This window comes from Flavobacterium cutihirudinis (assembly GCF_003385895.1).
GTDB lineage: Bacteria > Bacteroidota > Bacteroidia > Flavobacteriales > Flavobacteriaceae > Flavobacterium > Flavobacterium cutihirudinis.
In genome coordinates this window covers 811698-832100 of record NZ_QRDQ01000008.1, presented here as the reverse complement: position 1 = coordinate 832100, position 20403 = coordinate 811698, and the positions used below count along the sequence as shown (strand labels likewise).

Here is a 20403-nt window from a genome sequence, read left to right as displayed (position 1 = left end):
AAATTAATTTACGACATCATTGTTAATTTTGTTACAAAATTAAAATATTATAACAATTTTGAATTGTTTTGTTATATTTATATTGCGTAAATTTGTTTTGAAAAACTATACAAAAATGAAACCAGACTTATTTCAATCTCCAGATTATTACAACCTTGACGATTTATTAACAGATGAGCACAAATTAGTACGCGAATCTGCCCGTGCATGGGTTAAAAGAGAAGTTTCTCCTATTATAGAAGAATATGCGCAAAAAGCAGAATTTCCTAAGCAAATTATAAAAGGACTTGGAGAAATAGGTGGTTTTGGCCCGTATATTCCGGTAGAATACGGAGGAGCAGGTTTAGACCAAATTTCTTATGGCTTAATTATGCAGGAAATCGAGCGTGGTGATTCTGGCGTAAGATCGACTTCATCGGTACAATCTTCTTTGGTAATGTACCCAATTTGGAAATACGGAAACGAAGAACAGCGAATGAAATATTTGCCAAAATTAGCAACCGGAGAATTAATTGGTTGTTTTGGATTAACGGAACCTGATCATGGTTCTGATCCGGGTAGTATGATTACCAATTTTAAAGATATGGGCGATCATTATCTTTTAAATGGTGCAAAAATGTGGATTTCAAACGCGCCATTTGCTGATATTGCTGTAGTTTGGGCAAAAAATGAAGAAGGAAGAATTCACGGTTTAATCGTTGAACGCGGCATGGACGGTTTTACAACTCCGGAAACTCATAATAAATGGTCACTTCGTGCATCTGCAACAGGAGAATTAATTTTTGATAATGTAAAAGTCCCAAAAGAGAATCTTTTACCAAACAAATCTGGTTTGGGAGCTCCGCTTGGTTGCTTGGATTCAGCACGTTACGGAATTGCCTGGGGCGCAATTGGTGCGGCAATGGATTGTTATGATACTGCTTTACGATATGCAAAAGAAAGAATTCAATTTGGAAAACCAATTGGAGGAACACAATTGCAACAGAAAAAATTGGCAGAAATGATTACCGAAATCACAAAAGCACAATTATTAACCTGGCGTTTAGGTGTTTTAAGAAACGAAGGAAAAGCAACAACGGCTCAAATTTCGATGGCAAAACGTAACAATGTCGACATGGCGATTCATATTGCACGCGAAGCCAGACAAATGTTGGGCGGAATGGGAATTACCGGCGAATACTCGATTATGCGCCACATGATGAACCTTGAAAGTGTAATTACTTATGAAGGAACTCATGACATTCATTTATTGATTACCGGAATGGATGTAACTGGAATTCCAGCATTTAAATCATAAACAACTATTAAATTATATACAAAAACAATTTAAAAAGCTTCTTCTAAACGAGAAGCTTTTTATCTTTGCACAAAATTTACTTAAATGAATATTGAAACTATAAACAATAGCATTCAACCTCAAAAAGACCAGCTTTTAAAACACTCTTTATACGGCAAAATTCAAAGTATTGATGACTTGCACAGTTTTTTAGAAAATCACGTTTTTGCTGTTTGGGATTTTATGTCATTGCTAAAAGCTTTACAAGCCAAACTTACCTGTACAACAACACCTTGGTTCGCAACAAAAAATCCTGAAACAAGGTATTTAATCAATGAAATTGTTCTTGCAGAAGAAACCGATTTAACAATTGACGGAAGAAGACAAAGCCATTACGAAATGTATCTGGAAGCAATGGAAGATTGCGGTGCGGACACAACAGGAATCAATACATTTTTATCCGAAGTACATTCGCTTCATAATATTTTTGTTGCGATTAAGCAAAGTTCGCTACATCCTGAAATAAAAGCTTTTTTAGACTTTACTTTTAGAGTTATTGAAGAAGGAAAACCGCATCAAATTGCTGCTGCATTTACCTTTGGAAGAGAAGATTTGATTCCGAGTATGTTTACCGAAATTCTGAAAAACTTTCAAAAAAATCTTCCAGAAGTTGATTTAGCAAAACTGCTTTATTACTTTGAAAGACATATTGAACTTGATGCTGACGAGCATGGCCCGATGGCAATGCAAATGATCACCGATTTGTGTGAAGATGATGCTCAAAAATGGAAAGAAGTTGAAGAAGTTTCGATTTTAGCTTTAGAAAAACGCATCGGACTTTGGAATGCTATTGAAGAAGAAATTCTCCTAAAAGCAGAAATGGTTTAAAAAACCAAAACAAGTTATTTAACGTAACTATTTGTTTAAAGAAGCCCGAACTAATTTAGACAAATTATGAAAACGCATTTTAAACAAATAGTTACCGTTATTCTCTCTATCTTTTTATTAAGCTGTAGTTCTGACGATTCCAGTTCTGGAAATACGGTGACACCGCCGGTAAATCCGCCAACCAATCCTACTACTCCTACGATGCCAATTGCAAAAAAGGTCAATTATCTTGCTTTGGGCGACAGTTATACCATTGGTCAAAGTGTTTGCGAAACCTGCCGATATCCGGAACAACTCAAAACGAGTTTAACTTCAATTTATCCTGAAACTACTTTTTCACTAAAAGTTATTGCTACAACAGGCTGGACAACAAGCAATTTGATTTCGGCAATAAACACGCAAAATCTAGATTCTAATTATGATTTGGTCACACTTTTAATTGGCGTCAACAATCAATATCAACATTTGGATTTTTCTGTTTACGAAAAAGAATTTCCGCAATTATTAAACAAGGCAATTTCTTTAGCAAAAGGCGACAACAAAAATGTTATTGTTCTTTCTATTCCGGATTATGCCTATACGCCTTTTACCAAAAATTATACAGAGCAAAATAGAATGAAAATTTCAAACGAAATCGATCAATACAACAATTTTGCTGAAAGTTATTGCATCACTAAAAACGTAGCTTTTATTTCAATTACTGATATTACCAGACAAGGATTAAACAATCCGAATTTGGTTGCATCAGATGGTTTACACCCTTCTGAAACTGCTTATAAAATGTTTGTGGAAAGAATGCTGTCAAAGGTTAAAATGATTTTACAGGATTAATTATTTTAAAAAAAACGATCATATAAAAAAATTGTCAATCATATTCACAATGATCATAGAGACGCGATTAATTGTGGAGACGCGATTAATCGCGTCTCTACCCGCTGTTGGGGAATGATGCATCAATAACATTTTTTTTGGATTGTTTTTATTTTCCACAAAATTTATCTTCATTCCAATTCATTGGATTCTTTTCTATATAATTTTGTATGGTTTCAAAAGATTTTTCATTTCTGATAATATGATCATGAAAACGGGATTGCCAACCAAAATCAGCATGCATTTTTCTCATTTCAAATGAGCATCTTCCTTTATACCATCTTATAATTCGTGAAATATTATCCTGTAGCATCGGGGTTTTGTTTCCGGCAAAACCACCTGTTTTATTTGTTGTTTCGGGTATCGGCATCGGTAGAGACGCGATTAATCGCGTCTCTACTACAAATTCGCATTCGGAAACCGATGCGTTTTTATCAATAATCAAAATTCCATGAACATGATTTGGCATAATCACAAAATTACCCAATTCTACATACGGAAAATGTTCCGGAATTTCCAGCCAAAATTTTTCTGCCAAAATACCTAATTCAGACGCAATAAATTGCGTCTCTACGATTTCTCCAAAAAAATGTTCTCTGTTTTGAGTACAAATCGTAATAAAATAAGCACCATTTGCACCATAATCCCAATTTTGCAATCGAGCTGATGAAATGCGATATTTATTTTGAAATTTTTGAGACATCGTATTTAAAAGGAATTTTTATATTCGAGAAGCCAATAAAAAAACCCCGAAATATATATTTCGGGGTTTGGTATTATATTTTTTTAAAATCTGCAGAAAGGAAGGGATTCGAACCCTCGATACAGTTACCCATATACTAGCTTTCCAGGCTAGCTCCTTAAACCACTCGGACACCTTTCTTTATTGGTCTGCAAATAACACAAAAAAAATCGAGTTACAAAAGTAAAATCAGATATTACTTTACATACTTTTTCTGAATTCATCGATAAATAATTTTACTGCTTTTTTTTGATACGCGCCCTCGATTGTTAATATAAAAGAATCTCGTTTCGTATTAACTCCCGTTATTTCTATTGCCTTAACATTGTTCCAGTCGCGAAGTGCTTTTTCGGTTACTATGGTTGCCCAATCGCTTTCTTCAACCAAACGCAAAAGTGCATGAACGGCATTTAATTCTATTGAAACTTTTGGTTTCATATTATTTTTCAAAAATAATTCATCGAGAAATTCTCTGGAATTAAATCCTTTTACAGGTAAAATAAGCGGAATATCCTCTATTTTTTTAAACGCAATTTTATCAAGAACTGCCAATTCATGTGTTCTCGAAACTGCCATAACCAACTGTGATGTAAATAATGGAATCTTCTGAAAAGGATACTCAATTTCATTTGACGAAATAACCAAAACCAGATCTAGTTCATTGTTCAGCAGTTTTTTTTCTAACGGTTCTGTAGTACCATATTCTACAACTAATTTTAAATGCGGATAGGTTTTGGCAAATAAATTAACGACTGGTAAAACCAATAACCCGAAAATATAGGTGACACCAATTCGTAATTCCCCGCCAATCATTTCATTCAAATCTTCAATTGCCTGTTTTCCGTTTTCTACATTTTCGACTACTTTTTTGGCATGAATCAAAAATACAGAACCCGCTTCGGTAAGTTGGACTTTTTTTCCAATCCTGACAAACAAAGGCATTCCGAGTTCTTCCTCCAGTTTTTTTATTTGCTGAGAAAGCCCGGATTGTGTTACAAAACATAATTCGGCTGCTTTTGTAAAATGCAAAACCTCAGCGGTTTTAATGAAATATTCGAGTTGATACAATTCCATATCGATAAGTTTTACTACTCATTATAAGTAAAATTATTAATTTTTCTAATGAAATCATAATCCCGACCTTTGTATTAAATAATTGAGGTCATGTTTAAAGCGTTAAAATCTAAAAATTTCAAACTGTTCTTTTATGGACAATCGGTTTCTGTTATCGGAACCTGGCTGCAAAAAACTGCTGTCAGCTGGATGGTTTACAGCATTACGGGTTCTGTTTTTTTATTGGGTTTAACCACTTTTTTAAGCATGATTCCTTCTCTGTTTCTGGCTCCGTTGGCCGGAAGTATCATTGGACGATATGACCGACACAAAGCCATGCTTTTATTGCAGTCTCTTGCTATGTTTCAGGCTGGAGCTTTAGCATTACTACTTTATCTTAAAATTTACAACATCAATTTTATTTTAGCACTGAGTTTATTTCAGGGAATCATAAATTCGTTTGATATGACTTGTAGACAAACCATGATGATTGATATTGTCGACAATAAAGAAGATTTGCCAAATGCGGTTGCCCTAAACTCGACTTTAAATAATTTCGCCCGAATTGCTGGTCCAGCTCTTGCCGGAATTATTCTGCATAATTATGGTGAAGACATTTGTTTCATTGGAAATTTCCTTAGTTATATTCCTGTTTTGATTTCGCTTTTAATGATGAAAATTACACCGCATATTAAAGCAGAGGACAAATTTAAGATGCTCGATGATTTTCTTGAAGGTCTGGATTATGTGAAAAAAGAAACTGAAATGGCAAGAATGCTTTTAATGCTAATGTGCAGTAGTTTATTTGTAATTTCTTTCAATACTTTGATGCCTGTTTTTGCTAAAGATATTTTTAGCGGAAACGCTCAGACTTTCAGTTGGTTCGAAAGTGCAGCCGGAATTGGTTCTATTATATCTGCTATTTATTTGGCTAATCTTAAAAAAGCAGACAATATGAGCAAAATAATGCTTGCTGCGAGTTTATTATTAGGTTTTAGCATTATTATACTTGCTTATTCAAATAGTTTGACAATCGCACTTATTTGCATGGCGCTCAGCGGCGTGGGAATGATGGCGCAAACCTCATCAATAAACATTTTTGTTCAGACACAAAGTTCTGTAAATATGCGATCCCGAAGTATTAGTTATTATTTAATGGCATATCAGGGAATGATTCCTGTGGGGAGTTTGATTGTTGGATATGTTTCCCATATCATAGGAACCAGACATACTGTGGCTTTACAGGGAATTATTTGTATTGTTTCTGTTATTGTATACTTGTATTACAAAAAACACAAATCTTCAGAAGAATTGGAAACTTGTCCGGTTCAGTATAGAAATTCCAAAAATTAAATTCTAACTGTGCGCAATCTTGTCATTTCGAGGAATGAGAAACTTTGCGGATATAGCAAACCCGAAAAGTTTTAAAAACCTGTCGGGTTTCATTGTATAATTTTTGTCGCATTTCTTATGTGATCCTTCCTTCGTCAGGATGACAAACTGTACGATTTTTTTCTTTTTTAAATGACCTTATATCACTTATATGGTGAAACTATTAAAGTGAAATCTCTCCACGAAGTGCCGTTTCAAAAATATCTTTAAAGTCGTTCTGCGGAATATTATGTCCCAACAAATACATCAATTTTGTAATGGCAGCTTCTGTAGTAATATCTTTTCCTGAAATAACTCCAAGCGATTTTAAAGCTGTACTGGTTTCGTATTGTCCCATGTTTACGCTTCCGCCTGAACATTGCGTAACATTTACGATATACATTCCGGATTTAATGGCTTTTTCAATTAAATTTAAAAACCAATCTTCCGTTGGTGCATTTCCGGAACCGTAAGTTTCTAAAACAATTCCGCGTAAATCGGGAGTCGCCAGAATTGACGCCAAAACAGCCTCGCTCATTCCTGGGAACATTTTTATGATGGCAACATGATTGTCTAAATTTTTGTGAACAATCAGATTGGCATTTTCTTTTATCGGAAGAAATAAATGTGAATTTAATTTTAGATGAACTCCAGACTCTACCAATTCAGGATAATTTGGTGCAGTAAAAGCTCTGAAATGTTCTGCATTTACTTTTGAAGTTCGGTTTCCGCGGTACAATTTATATTCAAAATACAAGCAAACTTCTGTAATAACCGGTTTTCCGTTTTCCTGAAGCGAAGCAATCTGAATTGCTGTTATCAGATTTTCTTTTGCATCGGTACGCAAATCTCCAATTGGCAACTGAGATCCTGTAAACACAACAGGTTTTGCTAAATTTTCCAGCATAAAACTCAACGCTGAAGCAGAATAAGACATCGTATCTGATCCGTGAAGAATTACAAAACCATCAAAAGAACTATAATTTGCTTCGATAATTTCAGCAATTTTTGTCCATTCCTTCGGATTCATATTCGATGAATCTATTGGATCTTCAAAAGAAACAGTTTCAATCTCACAATCCAATTGTTTGATTTCAGGAATCTTTTGCAATAATTTACTAAAATTAAATGCTTTAAGTGCTCCTGTTTCAAAATCTTTGCTCATACCGATGGTTCCGCCGGTATAAACCAATAATATTTTAGCTTTAGATGACATCCTGGTATTTCAATTTATTGACAACCGGATTGGCATACATGGCAAGGAATCCTTGTCTGGTAACTGGATTATCACTTCCGATACGCATTTCTAAACGACGTTCAAAAAGTGATTTTTCACTCTCTTTATATTTGTGAGCAAATTTATCAGTTGCATTTAGAATATCGTAGGCAATAAAATTAGTTGGCCATAATTGATAGTTTTTCAAAATGACATCATCAATTGTTTGTGCCAAAGCCTGAACTTGTTTGTTTACATTGTCATTTTCAGCAACAATTTGATCGATTTCTGTATCAAGAACATCTCCAACAGAAATATGTATTCTTTTTTTAGTTCCCATGATACCACTTAAAATGGTCATGAAATCTTCATTTTTATCTTTTACGTAAACTTCGTTGTTTGCTTCTGCCATTAATTGTGGCATTTTCAAAACATCAGTCGGGTCATATTCGTATGAAATTGAAACCGGCACGATTTTTAATTTCTTGAAATAATCCATCAAGTTAGGCTCGTCAGAACCCATTCCAATCATTTTTAAAACGCCTGGATTGGTTTCGTCATTTCCGTCTTTCGTTCTTCCTTCTCTTTGCGCAATCCAAACCGAACGATTTTCGCGAAGCAATAATTGTCCCATGTATTCAGCCAATAATTTAGAACTTTGCAACATTTCACGGGGCGTTAATCCTCTTAAAACTAAAAAGTTTCTATTCAATTTTGCTAAAGTTGACAGGAAAGCTTTTTTTACCAGATTATCTCCAATTGCCGAAGCTGTCATCACCAAACCGTGTTCGAACAAACAAACATTCAATAAAGTAGTATCCAAAAGAATATCTCTATGATTGGAGATAAACAAATAAGAAGTATTTGGTTCCAGTTTTTCAAAACCTGAAGTTGTAAGACCTTCAGAGCTTTTTTCTAAAACTTTCTGAATTGTATTGTAAATAAAATTGCATTGAAAATCACGAATAGAGTGAGTTTTCTTTAATTGTTCCTTCCAAACCTCATCTTCCACATCCGGAAAAGTAAAGTTCATCATGGTTTTCATCATAGGATGATTGACAACACCATGAAGTGCTTCATTTATTTCGGAATCATAAAACGGTCTAATGGCATCAAATCTCTGCATTATTTATTTGGGTTTAAGTGGGCAAAAGAACAAAAAAAAAATTAAAGTTTTGTAAGGCTTGGGTTAAATCCCAAAAACGTCTTTCGAATTTTGAGTTGTAATTGCTGCAATTTCTTCGGCAGAAATGCCATAAATATCGCTTAATTTGGCAATAACGTTGACTAAATAACTGCTTTCGTTTCGTTTTCCTCTATAAGGAATTGGTGCCAAATAAGGCGAATCGGTTTCTAAAACGATATGTTTTAAATCGATTTGACTTAAAAACTGATCGATTTTTCCGTTCTTAAAAGTCACCACTCCTCCAATTCCTAATTTCATATTGTAAGAAATCGCTTTCTGTGCTTGTTCTAAAGTTCCGGAAAAACAATGAAAAATCCCAAATAAATCTTCAGATTTTTCTTCTTCGAGCACTTCAAAAATCTCATCGAATGCTTCACGACAGTGAATTACGATTGGAAGTTGGTATTGTTTTGCTAATTGAATTTGTTTCTTAAAAGCAATTTGCTGTTCTTTAAGATGTGTTTTATCCCAATATAAATCGATCCCGATTTCGCCCACGGCGTAGAATTTTCGCTTTGATAATTCGGTTTCTACATGCGCCAATTCGTCCAGATAATTGTCTTTTACGTAAGTGGGATGCAAACCCATCATCAAAAAGATATTATCAGGATAATTTTTCTCCAAATCATACATCGACTGTGTTGCAGCGGCGTCGATTGCAGGAATAAAAAAACGTGTAATTCCGGCAGCAATAGCGCGCTGAATCATTTCGTCACGATCCTGATCAAATTCTTCTGAATATAAATGAGTGTGTGTATCGGTAATAATGGGTGTCGAATTCAATTGTCTAATTTTTTAAAGCTGTCAAAATTACGACAATATTAAAAGAATAGCAATTTTGTAGAGTTTAAGGGACGCGGATTTAACGGATTCACTTCGTGAAAACGCGGATAAAAGCGGATTCTTTCCGTAAAAAAGAAAACCTTTGTCAAAGTTTTAACCATTGACAAAGGTCTGTTTATTAAATTCTTTTAGATTGTCAGACTGAGCGAAGTCGAAGTCCCGCAAAGAGAATCGCCAATCGTTATCAAGTTACTTGCGTGTCCTTCGACTTCGCTCAGGATGACATATTTTACTTATTTCCCGGTTTCAATAAAAAGCAAAGCACGATCCAAAACCTCATCTTTTCCTTCCTGAATTCCTTTTATGGTTGGTTTTACTTCGATATCCGGAACGATTCCTATTCTTTGTGTTTCTCTTCCGTCTGGGTAAAAAACACCAATTCCTGAAAATAGTGTGTGGAATCCTTGAAAATCAAATTGACTTACATTTCCGTCTGCTCCAGCGGTCTGGCTTCCAATAATGGTTGTATTTCCAGCCGTTTGAAAACACATTGCTGTCCATTCTGACTGGCTTACTGATTTTTCGTTAAGCAAAACAATCACTCTTCCTTTGTAATTATCTTTGTTTTCAGAACCACTTTTTGATTCTCCGTCCCAAATAAATTTACCTGGATAATTATAATACGGACGCGTGTAAATTGCAAATTCTTTTTCCTGAGAATTTAAAAATTGTGATATTTCGCCAAAAGTTCCGTTTGGATAATTTCTCATATCGAAAACAATTGCTTTTGTAGTTTTTAATGCATCAATCATGGCTTGAATATTTCTCGGTTTTATAATTCCCATATCGACATAACCAATATTGTTGTCCAAAAGCTTAAACTTGTCTTTCTTTTTCATGGCTCCTTTTTTAAATTCATTTCTGTGAGACTCATGATAATCAAACCATGTCATGGTTTTGGTGATGTAATTGTTATCTTTAAAAAACTCCACTTTCACAGTTTCTGAGTACCCACTTAAAATTTTCTCAGCCAATTTGTCTAAATATGAAGGTTCATTTGATGCACAAATCAAATCTCTGTTTTCTGCCATTATCTCTCCAATTGTTTTATCATTAATTTTAGTAATTATCGTCCCAACCTTTATGTCATCTGCCTGAGCAAGACTATCTCCCAAAATTTCTGTAACGACCAATTTCTCCTCAATAATTTTTCCTTTTGCGGGAAAAAACAACTTCTGTTTACTAACTGCTAAAGACGAAGGATATAAATAAAACTCTGTATGACTGTCATCAATTCTTGAAACTAATTTTCTCATTGTCATATAAAAATCATTGTAATTCTGAGACTGAATTGCAAGAGGTATTATTTTTTCTAAAGTCAAATCCCATTTCTGATCCATTAAATATTTATTCGGAAAAAAATATTCTACTAAATTCCAGTACATAAATATCATTCTCAGTTTTGAATTCTTATTGGTAAAATCTGGATGCTCATAGCTTTCATTTTGCAGATAAACATTTCCAACATGTTCTCCACCATAAACGTAGAATTGTTCTCCTTGAAATCTATTCTGTTCTATAAATGTCAATTTCTTCGAAAGCTTTTTTGAAAACACTTTATCGTTATTTATCCAAGACAAATCGAAGTTTTTGTCAAAAAACTTAACGCCTTTTGACACCGAAATCGGAGCAATTTCTTTTACCGGACCAAGATCATCAATCCAGTTTTCGAGAATTAACGAAAACTCTTCTTTGGTTTGGGCTTTTTCTATTTTAGGAAGTTTTTCTAAAAGTTGATTGTCCCAATTTGTTTTTCCTCCCGCAACTTCCGGATGATAATATTTTAAAAAGCCCCATACTTTACAAGTTGCGACAAGTTTTTCAGTGTCAGAAACTTTCGTGGCGCTAAAAACAATTTGCGAAAAGGCAATAAAAAGTACTAAAGTAATTTTCTTCATGTTTGGTTCAGGTTAAGATAATAGCTTTTGGGTGCGTGTTTCTTTTAAAAAGAAAATCGAATTTAGAATTAAAATTCCAAATCCGATTGAGGTTTCCCGTAAATGAGAAAATATTTCGTGATGTATAACTTATTCTAAATCATCCAAAAGCAATTGCACTTCATCATAATCTTCATAATCCTGAGAAATAGTCTGCAATAGTTCTTTACATGATTTGTAATCTCTTTGTTTTAATTTTGACAATGCCAAATACCAAATCGCTTTTTCTTTGTAAGCCGAATTTCCGGATTTCAATTCGTTAAACACAGCTTCGGCTTTTAAAAACTGACTTTGTTCTAAAAGCGAAATTCCATAAAAATACTGTATTTCGGGTGTTTTTCCTTTCTCTAAAATGGCTTCAAAATGCGGAATTGCCAAAGAATATCTTTTACTATTAAACTCCTGCTCTGCTTGTTTTAAAGGTCCGCCTTCGCTTCCGCGTTCAGCAAAATCAGCTTGCTCTGGGTGGTTATAATCGGCAAAAACCGGATTCTGATTGTAATTAAAAAAGAACAAACCAAATAAAACTATAATCGATAATGCGACTGCAAAATACCATGGTTTTAATCCTATAGCTTTTGGCTTTTTGTTAAAATGCTCTTCTTCTATCTGGCTTAAATTTTCTTTAAATACCTCTCTTTCTTCAAACTCTTCAGATAACGGATTTGACTCTTTTGAAAGTTTCTGGTTTTCTTCAAATTCTTCCGTTTTGCCAATTAACTGAATTGCAGAATCATTCATTGTTCTTGCGTCTTCGACAATCGCGACTTCTGTATCTGAATTTTTTCTCAGCTCTTTTAGCCATTTTCTTTTACATAACAGAAAAAAATAGGAATCAAACGGACATGTTAATTGCATTGCATCTTTCTTTGCCTGATCGTACAGCAAAATCAAAACCTGATGAACAATGCTCTGAGCTTGCTCTTCGGTTCCACCATTATTCATGACAAAAAAAACGACTTTGGGCACAAATTTTTTGTAAATGGCTTGAATAATTGCCGAATCATTTGCAGCAAGTCCATCAATATACATTTGGTCTCGATGTATTTTAGTTTTATCCATAAAAAAGCTTTTGATCAGATAAAGTTAAAAAAGAATCTCAAATAATTTTAAATATAGAGTAACAAAAACGAAATCAGGTTAATGGCGATATTTTTAAAGAAGAAAAATCAGGAAATTATATCTCTTATATCGCTAGTTTATTGGCTGTAATTGGCTTATTTTTGATATTCAATCGGAATCGAAAATGGAAAATCTTCACGAAGTTCTCAAAAAAGAGAAATACAAAAAAATAAAATTCAAAGTTACTAAAACACAACATCTTGCGATAAAAGCAAAAATAAACGGCGTTGCCGGAAATTTCATTTTAGATACCGGAGCTTCAAATTCCTGTGTGGGTTTTGAAAGTATCGAACGATTTGAACTGGACGCAAAAAAATCAAAAACAAAAGCTTCAGGTGCTGGCGGTACCGGAATGAAGACTCAGATTTCGTCTGAAAATAAACTGCAGCTAGGAAGCTGGAAAAATAAAAATTTCAGTATTGTTATTTTTGATCTTTCGCACGTAAATGAAGCTTTAGCGTCGTACAAAGCGAAACCTGTTCACGGCATAATTGGCGCCGATGTTTTGTTGGAAGGAAAAGCAATTATCGATTATTATAATCATTATTTGTATTTGAAATAGTTTTAGAAATTTCTTTTAACAACCTTTATATCATATTTATTTGAGCTAGAGTTTTTTATTTATATTTGTTAAGCCCATTTTAACAAATCTAATACTATGAAAAAAACTCTACTCTGTTTTCTTTTCTTGTTTACCAATTTATTTTATGCTCAAATTAAAGATATTGTGCACTGTGCGGGCGATATTACATTTGATCTTACTGCACAAAAAACACTCTTAATTGGCAACTTAAATCCTGCTGAAACTACTGTCACTTATCATTTAAGTCAGGATGAAGCAACGAATAATTTGAAGCCGATTTCAAATCCTTCCAGTTTTGTCAGTGATGCTAGTTCCAAAACCATTTATGCAAGAATTGAAAATTCAGGAAATTTTACAACTAATTATTTTAATTTAATTGTTTCCAGTTATTTAGAAACAATTGCAACCGTTGATGGAATTTCTTGCGCAAATGAAAAAGGAACTATTACTGCTAAAGGATCTGGTGGACAATCACCTTACCAATATTCATTAGATGGACGTCCTTATTCAACTGCTAATGTATTTACTGATTTAGTTCCTGGGACTTATGTTGTAAACACAAAAGATAGTTTAGGCTGTTTATCATCGGTGGTTATAGTTGTTACTGCAAATGTTCCTATCGTAACAACTTTAACAAAAACAGATGTAAGTTGTTCTGGAATGAACGACGGAGCAATTTCAATAAATGCAGCTGGCGGAAATTTTCCTCTTACATATTCTCTTAAAAATTCTTCTGGAGTTGCAATAGTAAATTCTCAACAAACAACTGTTTTTGCAAATTTAGCCGCAGGAACTTATATCGTTGAAATTACTGATTCTAGAGGATGCACTATAATGATGCAAGTTATGATTTTAGAACCTACAATGCTGAATGTCGATCTTCAGGCAGATAACAAAACCCTTACAGTTAAGGCAACCGGCGGAAGTGGCGAATATGGATATTCATTAGATGGATTAAATTTTCAATCTGGTCCAGTTCTAAAAATTCCTAGTTATGGAACTTATCAAATAATTGTAAGAGATCAAAATGGATGTTCGTTTCTAAAATCTTTCACTATTAATCCGCCTGCTCCCTTAATCGACGGAAAGGAAGAAATAACTTTCGAATTTAAACCGGGACAAACTTTAAAAGATCTTCTTATTGAAGGAGAAAATATAAAATGGTATGGCAGTCCTAAACCTTTGGATGGTAAAATGAGTAAATCTAAAGAAGTAACTTTGCCAGAAACTACTGTTTTGGTTGATGGAACTACATATTACGCATCTCAAACTGTCGATGGAATTGAAAGTACAAAGCGTCTTGCGGTAACTGCAAAATTAAGTGGAAATCTTTCGACTCCTGATTTTGTTTTGCCTAATTTCAAAAATTATCCAAATCCGGTAGAACGCATTTTGAGCATCAGTAATACTTCAACCATAGATGAAATTGAAATCGTTTCTATCTCGGGAAAATCTATTTTATCGAAAAAAATAAATAATACACATTCCGAAATTGATCTGGTTTCTATTTCTTCCGGGTTTTATTTCTTAAAAGTAAGCTCCGAAGGTAAGACCAAAACAATAAAATTTATTAAAAAATAAAAAAAGCCCTCATGATCTAAAATGAGGGCTTTTTGATTTTTATACTATCTCTTCCGTTTCAATTTCTACTTTTGGAACCGAATGTTTTTTTAATGAAAAATAAGCGACAATTGTGCTCAACAACATTAAAAACCCTCCTAAAATAAATGGCGCTCCGGCAAATTTAAAAGGGGCATCGCTGTGGGTAAAAAAGTAAAATGTGTTGGCCATCATTGGCGGACCAATAATCGAAGACGCACTCATTAAACTCGTCAAAGTTCCTTGAATTTCGCCTTGTTCGCTTGGTGAAACTTTACTGGCTACCACCGATTGAAGCGCGGGACCGGCAATTCCGCCAAGACAATATGGAATTAGGAATACAAACATCATCCAGCTTTCTGTTGCAAAAGCAAACAACAACATCCCGATCGTGTATAATCCTAAACCTATATAAATGCTTTTTTCGTTTCCTATTTTCGGATTGATAAAACGAACTAATCCACCTTGTACCACACCGACCAATAAACCAATTATTCCTAATGAGATTCCAATCATTTTTTCATCCCAATTAAATTGATAAATAGTAAAGAAACTCCAATTGCTTTGCACAGCGTGTGAACCTACATACAAAAGAAATATTGCTGAAATCAATCCAATTAATTCCGGATGTTTTCTTAAACCTAAAATTGCTCCGACCGGATTTGCACGTTTCCAATCAAAATCTCTGCGGTTTTCTTTTTTAAGCGATTCAGGTAAAATAAAAAATCCATAAAGGAAATTCACCATACATAAAACGGCTGCTGCATAAAAAGGAACTCTAGATCCGTATTGGCCTAATAAACCGCCAATAACAGGCCCGATGATAAATCCTAATCCAAAAGCAGCACCAATCAAACCAAAGTTTTTTGCTCGGTTTTCGGCCGTACTTACATCTGCAATATAAGCAGAAGCTGTAGTAATACTTGCCCCAGTTACTCCGGCAATTATTCGTCCAATAAAAAGCCAAAGAATTGTCGGGGAAAAAGCCAGCAAAATATAATCCAATGAAAATCCGAAAAGGGAAATTAAGATGATTGGTCTTCTTCCAAATTTATCGCTTAAATTTCCAATTACAGGTGCAAATACAAATTGCGTTATCGCATACGCGAAAGTCAGCCAGCCGCCAATTTTTGCCGCTTCGCTGATATCGCCATGAATCAATTCTTCAATTAATTTCGGAATTACAGGAATAATAATTCCCCATCCGGTAATGTCAATTAACATGGTTATGAAAATGAAACCAATCGCCGCAGATTTATCTTTTTGTAGCATCGTAGTTTAGTAAGGTCATGCAAATAAACATATTTTAAAATTAACAATAAAAAAATCCCAAATTCCAATTAAGGAATTTGGGATTTACAAATCAAAAATTAAATCAATTAATGCGTATGTTTTGGATTAAAACCGTCTTCGCTTAATTCAGTTGGCGTGTAATCAGCCACCATTTCAGCTTCGTAGTCGATTTTTTCTCCTTTAGAGAATTTCTGAATCAATTTCTCCATGATATTATAAATTACAGGAACCACAATCAAGGTTAAGAATAATGAAGAAATTAATCCTCCAATAATTACCCAAGCCAAACCGTTTTTCCACTCTGCTCCTGCTCCTTTTGCCAATGCAATTGGGAACATACCAAATACCATCGCAATTGTTGTCATCAAGATCGGACGTAAACGAGCGTGATTCGCTTGAATTAATGCCGTTCTAATTGACTCTCCTGCTGCTCTTCTTTGGTTGGTATAATCGACCAACATGATCGCATTCTTACACACCAGACCAATCAACATGATGATACCTAAAATGGTAAAGATATTTAACGAGTTGTTTGTTAATGCCAGTGCCATCATTGCTCCAATGAACGAAAGCGGGATCGCAAACAATACTACGAATGGGTGCGCGAAACTGTCATACAAACTCACCATTACAAGGTAAACCAAAATAATAGCAGCTAATAATGCGATTCCTAAAGTACCAAATCCTTCAGACTGATTCTCTTGGTCACCACCCCAGATATAGTTTACTCCGGCTGGTTTTTTCAATTTATCCAATTTCACCTGCCATTGCTGAACGATTGTTCCAGATGGCACACCAACGTTTTGTCCTTTTACGGTTACAGACGCCGATTTATCTCTACGCTCTAACTGGCTAGGACCAGAACCTTCAGTAATATCTGCAAACTGAGACAATTTAATTTGCTGTCCTGCTGCATTGATAAAAATCAAATTACTAACGTCAGTAATACTTTTTCTGTCGAATGCATTGTATCTAATGTTGATATCATATTCGTATTCTCCAGCTCTGTATTTACCATCTGTATTTCCACTAAAAGCAGTTTGCATGGTTAAACCAACTGTTTGAAGCGTTAAACCTAAAGCAGCCATTTTATCACGATCTACTTTTACGTTAATTTCAGGGTTTCCGTCTTCAACCGTTAATTTGATCTCCGTTGTTCCAGGAATTGTACGCAATTCTGCTTCCGCTAATTTCGCAAAAGCCATTGCTGCTTCTGTTGATGGACCAGTAACGATCAATCCTAAAGTTGCATCTTCAGCAGTACCTAAGATACCAACAGGAACCGTTTTTACTTTTGCTCCAACTAATACTTTTTCAAGTTTACGTTTGATTTTTGCAGCATAAACATTCGCATCATCGGTACGATCTTTTTGCTCGATCATTTTTACGTCAATCTCTGCTTTGTATGCTGTAGCTTGTGATGCTCCAAAACCTTCAGAAGTTTGTCCTACCGTTGTAATTTGGCTATGAACATATTCCTGAGCTTTTAAGAAAGCTTCTGCTTTTTGTGTCATGAAGTTCGTTTGCTCTAACGAAGCATCTTTTGGCATCTCAATTTGTACTAAGAACTCTCCACTATCAGAAGAAGCAAAGAACTCTCCTCCAATGAAACCTCCACCCATTAATCCAACAGTTGAAGCAAGGAACAATACAATTACAACCGCAAAAGTTTTAATATAATGATCTAAACACCACGTCAATAAATGAGAAACCCAATCCGTGAAACGTGTTAAATAGCTTTCGAAACCAAGAATGATTCTTCCAAATAAATTCTTTCCTTCAATATGCTCTAATTTTCCGAAACGAGAAGATAACCAAGGAATAATTGTAAATGAAGCCAACAATGACAACATTGTTGAGATAATTACCGTAACACAGAACTGCGTGATGATATTAGAAACCAATCCTGAACTCATTGCGATTGGCAAGAATACTACAACAATTACTAATGTAATCGAAGTTACTGTTCCACCAATTTCAGCTGTTCCGTCATAAGATGCACGAATTCGGCTTTTACCCATTTCCATGTGCCTGTAGATATTCTCCAAAACCACAATCGCGTCATCCACAAGAATACCAACAACAAGAGATAATCCTAATAAACTCATTAAGTTTAATGTGTATCCCATTAAATAAATTCCGATGAAAGTTGCAATTAACGACGCAGGAATCGAAACCATTACAATTAATGAGTTTCTGATACTGTGAAGGAAAAACAACATTACAAATGCTACCAGAATTACCGCAATCAATAAATCGTGTACAACAGAATCTGCTGCTTCAAGAGTAAAGATTGTACTATCTTTTGCAACTTCAAGTTTTAAGTCATTTACTTTATAATCTTTTTCAAGTGTTGCAATTGTTTTTAATAATTGCTCACTTACTGCAACCGCATTTGCATCTGATTGTTTAACGATTTGCAAAACAATCGCACTTTTTTGATCTACACGCGAGATTTTCTCTGCGATTTTCTGAGTATCCTGAACGTCAGCGATATCACTTAAACGAATCTGAATTCCGTTTTGAGATGAAACCACCAAGTTTCTTAATTCTTCAACACTTTTATATTTTCCCGCTAAACGGATTAATATTTTCTGATTACGAGTCTGAATATTTCCTGTTGGGAAATCTAAGTTTGAAGTCAAAATATTTTGTTGAACCTGAGGAATAGATAATCCGTAACCCTGCATTTTTACTGCATCAAGATTTACCTGAATCTCACGTTCTTCACCACCAATAATATTTACCTGCGCAACACCTTGTACACGAGATAAAATAGGAGCAATTTTTTTATCAATTAAGTCATAAAACTCTGCTTCATCCATTTTTCCGTTGGCACCAAGCGTCATAATTGGTAAATCACTCAGCGAGAATTTGGTTAACGAAGGCGTTTCTGCATCATCCGGTAAATCACTAATAATGGCATTGATTTTACGCTGCGCATCATTCAAAGAGAAATCGACTTTTGCATTAGAAGTAAGCGTAATCGATACAATAGACAAACTCTCATATGATTTCGAATCAATTTTCTTGACATTCTCTAAGGAGGCAATCGCATCCTCAATTTTCTTGGTTACTGTATTTTCTACCTCACTTGGAGAAGCTCCAGGATAAATAGTAGAAATTGTAATAACGTTTTGTTCAAATTTTGGGATCAGCTCGTAGCCAAGTTGGCTGTAGCTGAACAATCCACCAAGGGTCAGAATTGTAAACAATACAATTACTAACGACGGACGTTTTATGGATATTTCGGCTAATTTCATATTTGTTGCTTTATGCTGTAGGCTGTAAGCAATAGGCTTTAGGCTTTTTTAAATGGCTTAAAGCTTATAGCTTACGGCTTAAAGCCAATAATTATTTAATAATTTCTACTGTATTACCGTCTTGTAAGTTAATTTGACCTGTAGTAATTACCTTTTCTCCATCTGATAATCCGCTGATGATTTCTACCTGATCTCCTAAAATTCTACCTGCAACAACTTTTTTCAATTTTGCAACACCGTTTTCAGCTACAAAAATTTCGTTACTGCTCACACTTCCAACAAATGCATTTCTAGGAACAACTGTTAAGTTTTGTTTTTGCTGTTTAGATGCAAAATTCGCTGTTCCGTACATACCTGCTTTTAAATCATTATTTGAATTGTTGATGATTTCAATTTCAACTGGGAAATTCAAACTTGCATCTGCTTTTGCTGCGATAAAAGTAATTTTTCCAGAAAAAGTTTTATCAGGATAAACACTTGCTGTAACATTAATGTTGTCACCTAATTTCAAACTTGCAACCTGATTTTCATTTACAGTTACAGTCAATTTTAATTTAGAAACGTTTACAATATCAAATAACGCTGTTGCTGGCATCCCTGTTAAGATAGATCCCGGCTCGATGTATTTTTTATTGATGAATCCGTTGATTGGCGCTTTTACTTTTGTATCACCAACATTGATGTTTGCTTGTTTCAAGTTAGACTCAGCATTTGTCAAAGCCAATTTTGCCTGATCTAATTGTTGTCTGGTTACACCACCCGTTTTAAAAGCATTTTCATATCTCGCATAATCTGATTTTGCGTTATTATAAACTGCCTGAGCTTGTTGTGCACTTACGTTAATGATATCACCTCTCATTGTCAATAAAGTCTGACCTACTTTTACGTAATCACCTTCTTTAGCCAAAACACTAATTACTTTTCCAGATTTTTCAGCAGAAAAAGTCAGTTCCTGAATTGGAGCAAAATTTCCATTAGCAACAAAATCCAAAGAAACAACTTCTGTTTTTACAGGAGTAACTTTTACAGAAACTGCAGCATTTTTCTCTGCTACGATATCTGTTTTTGCCTTGTTTTCTTTCTTATTGTTATTTAAAACATATCCAATCACACCCAAAGCTGCGATTATGATTACGATTGTTATAATAGTTTTCTTCATTG

At 34.5% G+C, this 20403-nt stretch carries 16 protein-coding genes and 1 tRNA gene; 6 read left to right on the top strand and 11 right to left on the bottom strand.

Going from position 1 to position 20403, the window contains the following annotated elements; genetic code table 11:
- Positions 1–115: 115 nt before the first annotated feature.
- The 3 genes from BD847_RS09330 to BD847_RS09320 all read left to right on the top strand — a co-directional run bounded on the left by BD847_RS09330 (position 116) and on the right by BD847_RS09320 (position 2995).
- Complete coding sequence (locus tag BD847_RS09330; protein ID WP_115888348.1) at positions 116–1297, top strand: acyl-CoA dehydrogenase family protein; 1182 nt, start codon at positions 116–118, stop codon at positions 1295–1297.
- A gap of 84 nt (positions 1298–1381) precedes the next feature.
- Positions 1382–2164, top strand: a complete 783-nt coding sequence (locus BD847_RS09325; RefSeq protein ID WP_115888005.1) for a DUF3050 domain-containing protein — start codon at positions 1382–1384, stop codon at positions 2162–2164.
- 66 nt (positions 2165–2230) lie between these two features.
- On the top strand, positions 2231–2995 hold the full coding sequence (locus BD847_RS09320) for an SGNH/GDSL hydrolase family protein (RefSeq protein ID WP_115888004.1): 765 nt from the start codon (positions 2231–2233) through the stop codon (positions 2993–2995).
- 148 nt (positions 2996–3143) lie between these two features.
- Here the strand turns inward: BD847_RS09320 and BD847_RS09315 are convergent, their stop codons facing one another.
- From BD847_RS09315 to BD847_RS09305, 3 genes are all read right to left on the bottom strand, one after another.
- Positions 3144–3737 carry a transposase gene (locus tag BD847_RS09315; protein WP_115888003.1) on the bottom strand — a complete coding sequence of 198 codons (594 nt, stop codon included), beginning with the start codon at positions 3735–3737 and terminating at the stop codon, positions 3144–3146.
- A gap of 93 nt (positions 3738–3830) precedes the next feature.
- Positions 3831–3917 (bottom strand) — tRNA-Ser (locus BD847_RS09310).
- 60 nt (positions 3918–3977) lie between these two features.
- Positions 3978–4850 (bottom strand): LysR substrate-binding domain-containing protein, encoded by an 873-nt coding sequence (locus BD847_RS09305; protein ID WP_115888002.1) that lies wholly within the window; start codon positions 4848–4850, stop codon positions 3978–3980.
- Positions 4851–4940: 90 nt separating this feature from the next.
- On the opposite strand from BD847_RS09305, the gene BD847_RS09300 reads away from it, so the two are divergent.
- Entirely contained in the window at positions 4941–6182 is a 1242-nt protein-coding gene (locus tag BD847_RS09300) for an MFS transporter (protein ID WP_115888001.1), read from the top strand.
- Between the two features lie 202 nt (positions 6183–6384).
- Here BD847_RS09300 and BD847_RS09295 read toward each other — a convergent pair whose 3' ends face one another.
- The 5 genes from BD847_RS09295 to BD847_RS09275 form a co-directional block, all read right to left on the bottom strand.
- A complete protein-coding gene (locus BD847_RS09295; RefSeq protein WP_115888000.1) occupies positions 6385–7416 on the bottom strand; it encodes an asparaginase in 1032 nt (343 codons plus the stop codon).
- Positions 7406–8542, bottom strand: coding sequence for a 1-acyl-sn-glycerol-3-phosphate acyltransferase (locus tag BD847_RS09290; RefSeq protein ID WP_115887999.1), 1137 nt, complete (start codon positions 8540–8542; stop codon positions 7406–7408). The genes BD847_RS09295 and BD847_RS09290 overlap by 11 nt, the downstream gene beginning before the upstream one ends.
- A 63-nt stretch (positions 8543–8605) precedes the next feature.
- Positions 8606–9385, bottom strand: coding sequence for a TatD family hydrolase (locus BD847_RS09285; RefSeq protein WP_115887998.1), 780 nt, complete (start codon positions 9383–9385; stop codon positions 8606–8608).
- A 293-nt stretch (positions 9386–9678) separates the two neighbouring features.
- Positions 9679–11343 carry a S41 family peptidase gene (locus BD847_RS09280; protein ID WP_115887997.1) on the bottom strand — a complete coding sequence of 555 codons (1665 nt, stop codon included), beginning with the start codon at positions 11341–11343 and terminating at the stop codon, positions 9679–9681.
- A 129-nt stretch (positions 11344–11472) separates the two neighbouring features.
- Positions 11473–12444 (bottom strand): sigma-70 RNA polymerase sigma factor region 4 domain-containing protein, encoded by a 972-nt coding sequence (locus BD847_RS09275; protein ID WP_115887996.1) that lies wholly within the window; start codon positions 12442–12444, stop codon positions 11473–11475.
- A 184-nt stretch (positions 12445–12628) separates the two neighbouring features.
- Between BD847_RS09275 and BD847_RS09270 the strand changes: the two genes are divergently transcribed.
- Both BD847_RS09270 and BD847_RS09265 read left to right on the top strand, forming a co-directional pair.
- Positions 12629–13066 (top strand): retropepsin-like aspartic protease, encoded by a 438-nt coding sequence (locus tag BD847_RS09270; RefSeq protein WP_115887995.1) that lies wholly within the window; start codon positions 12629–12631, stop codon positions 13064–13066.
- A 96-nt stretch (positions 13067–13162) separates the two neighbouring features.
- The gene (locus tag BD847_RS09265) at positions 13163–14668 is read left to right on the top strand and encodes a T9SS type A sorting domain-containing protein (protein WP_115887994.1); all 1506 of its coding nucleotides are present in this window, start codon (positions 13163–13165) and stop codon (positions 14666–14668) included.
- Positions 14669–14707: 39 nt separating this feature from the next.
- Here BD847_RS09265 and BD847_RS09260 read toward each other — a convergent pair whose 3' ends face one another.
- The 3 genes from BD847_RS09260 to BD847_RS09250 all read right to left on the bottom strand — a co-directional run bounded on the left by BD847_RS09260 (position 14708) and on the right by BD847_RS09250 (position 20401).
- A complete protein-coding gene (locus tag BD847_RS09260; RefSeq protein WP_115887993.1) occupies positions 14708–15958 on the bottom strand; it encodes a TCR/Tet family MFS transporter in 1251 nt (416 codons plus the stop codon).
- 107 nt (positions 15959–16065) lie between these two features.
- Entirely contained in the window at positions 16066–19242 is a 3177-nt protein-coding gene (locus tag BD847_RS09255) for an efflux RND transporter permease subunit (RefSeq protein WP_115887992.1), read from the bottom strand.
- Positions 19243–19333: 91 nt separating this feature from the next.
- Complete coding sequence (locus BD847_RS09250; protein ID WP_115887991.1) at positions 19334–20401, bottom strand: efflux RND transporter periplasmic adaptor subunit; 1068 nt, start codon at positions 20399–20401, stop codon at positions 19334–19336.
- Between the last annotated feature and the right edge of the window lie 2 nt (positions 20402–20403).